The organism is Hominimerdicola aceti (assembly GCF_025567495.1).
In the GTDB taxonomy this organism is placed as follows: Bacteria; Bacillota; Clostridia; order Oscillospirales; family Ruminococcaceae; genus Hominimerdicola; species Hominimerdicola aceti.
Genome location: NZ_JAOQJZ010000032.1, coordinates 1 through 1,883, shown reverse-complemented (window position 1 = coordinate 1,883; position 1,883 = coordinate 1). Strand labels below are relative to the sequence as shown.

5 protein-coding genes are annotated in these 1,883 nt (G+C 31.7%); all 5 read left to right on the top strand.

Going from position 1 to position 1,883, the window contains the following annotated elements:
- On the top strand, positions 1-311 hold a 311-nt coding region (locus tag OCV57_RS14230), incomplete at its 5' end, for an HINT domain-containing protein (protein WP_267302085.1).
- 1 nt (position 312) lies between these two features.
- The gene (locus OCV57_RS14225; RefSeq protein ID WP_267302084.1) at positions 313-483 is read left to right on the top strand and encodes an HNH endonuclease domain-containing protein; all 171 of its coding nucleotides are present in this window, start codon (positions 313-315) and stop codon (positions 481-483) included.
- Positions 484-492: 9 nt separating this feature from the next.
- Positions 493-765, top strand: a complete 273-nt coding sequence (locus OCV57_RS14220) for a hypothetical protein (RefSeq protein ID WP_267302083.1) — start codon at positions 493-495, stop codon at positions 763-765.
- Between the two features lie 145 nt (positions 766-910).
- Positions 911-1,162 (top strand): DddA-like double-stranded DNA deaminase toxin, encoded by a 252-nt coding sequence (locus OCV57_RS14450; protein ID WP_394804296.1) that lies wholly within the window; start codon positions 911-913, stop codon positions 1,160-1,162.
- Complete coding sequence (locus OCV57_RS14215) at positions 1,141-1,572, top strand: hypothetical protein (RefSeq protein ID WP_147338157.1); 432 nt, start codon at positions 1,141-1,143, stop codon at positions 1,570-1,572. The genes OCV57_RS14450 and OCV57_RS14215 overlap by 22 nt, the downstream gene beginning before the upstream one ends.
- Positions 1,573-1,883 lie beyond the last annotated feature (311 nt).

Sequence of the window (1,883 nt, the reverse complement as noted above, 5' to 3'; positions counted from 1 at the left end):
ATCAAGGCTTTATCAAAGCAGGAGAACTAATAGTTGGTGATGAACTTCTTGATGTAAACGGAAATGTTCTTTTAGTTGAAAATTTTGATGTCGAGTTGACAGATGATTCTGTTAAGGTGTATAATTTTCAAGTAGAGGATTTCCATACTTATCATGTTTGTACATTGGGCGTGTTGGTGCATAATGCTAGTGATTATTCTAATCTAAAAGATTCAAAATATGTAGGTGAAGGGAAAAAGTTTACAAAGGCTCAAAAAAAGACAGATAATACAAGAAAATATGAGACGAAATGGCGGAAAAATAAAATCTGATATGTCAGGAAAAGAACTTGTTCCTGCAACTCAAAGTAAGCTAAACGTAACGCCAGATCCATTGGAAGTTCAAATTGACCACATAAAGCCAAGAAGCATTGGAGAAAGTAATAGTTATTCTAATGCACAGGTTTTATCAAGAGAAGAAAATATTTTTAAATCAAATAAGTGAGGAAAAATTATGTTTGATATTGATGAAAATACAATGGTAATAACAACTGTAGATATTATTAACAAAAAAAAGAAAGTAGTTTTAGTTTTCCATGATAAAGAAGATGGAATGTGGGAATTTCTGGACGGAGAGGACGTTGGTGAAGAAAGTGCTGCTATAATATCGATTTCGGAAATGGAGCAGATTGATTCTTCTATTGGTGAATTATGTGATCTTCCTCTAGGATGCGGCGCTTTTCGTGATGATGAAACGCAGCCATGGAAATGGTTTGAAATAGAATGACCTCTTTTATTAGTGCCAAACAATAATAAAGGTGAAATTTACTAATAATTATGGATTCGATTTATAAGGAATGGGTTGTCAGCATCTTATTTTTATTTCATTGAAATCTTTAATGAAACACACACTGTGAACGATAGAATAGGTTATGACCTTGATCATTATCCGACAACATGTTGAAGGGCATGCAGCTGCTATTATGCGTCAAGAAGGTATTACATCAGCCAATTTATATATTAACAAACCGCCTTGTTCAACTGGTGCTATGTGCAGATTCAACTTAAATAAAATACTTCCGGAGAATTCAACTCTTAATGTTCATTTTCCTAATGAATTTGGCGTTGAGACTATTTGGCAATTCAAATCTGGAACAGCTAGATGGAAACTTATAGAGTTTTGAAAGGAGTAAAAATGTATAAAGCGTATATAGAGTATTGTATAGATGGATATAATGATATAAAAAAAGAAATAACTGACTTGGAACAACAGCTTAATAATATTAAAGAAGAAACAAAAGATATATTCACATCACCATTTGGGGTAGATATAGTTATTGATTCTATAGGAAGAATGAGTATTGGTATTACTCAGAAAACGATAGTTTGCTATAAATCCGATGATTTTGAAATTCAACTTACTGCAATAGGCGATGAAAATTCAAGTGGTGAAACGTTATTTTATTTTGGCGACTACTCTTTAATGTCGAATAAGTATCTTATTCCGTATGAGATAGGTTTAAAAATTATACATAATTGGATTGACACAGGGCAATTACTTGATGAAGTAAAATGGACCGATGAGATATTCTGAGCTTGTTTTTATATTATTGGTCGGCGAAAATTATTATGAATTCATAACAATTTTATTTTCTAAACTTTTAGTTATAAACGGCGAAAAAATCATAACTACAGAAAATCAATGTAAAAAATATAGAATAACGGAGGTGTGAAAATGCCAAGCAACCAAGAAAAAGTTTCACAGCTTTTAGCGGCAAGGAGATATATAATAATCCTAAAACGGGAAAACAATTAGTATATGATACAGATGGTAATTACTTTAGGATTGAAGACACAACTTTAACAGGAAAAAGAGTATACACCGATATTAATGGAAATCAAATC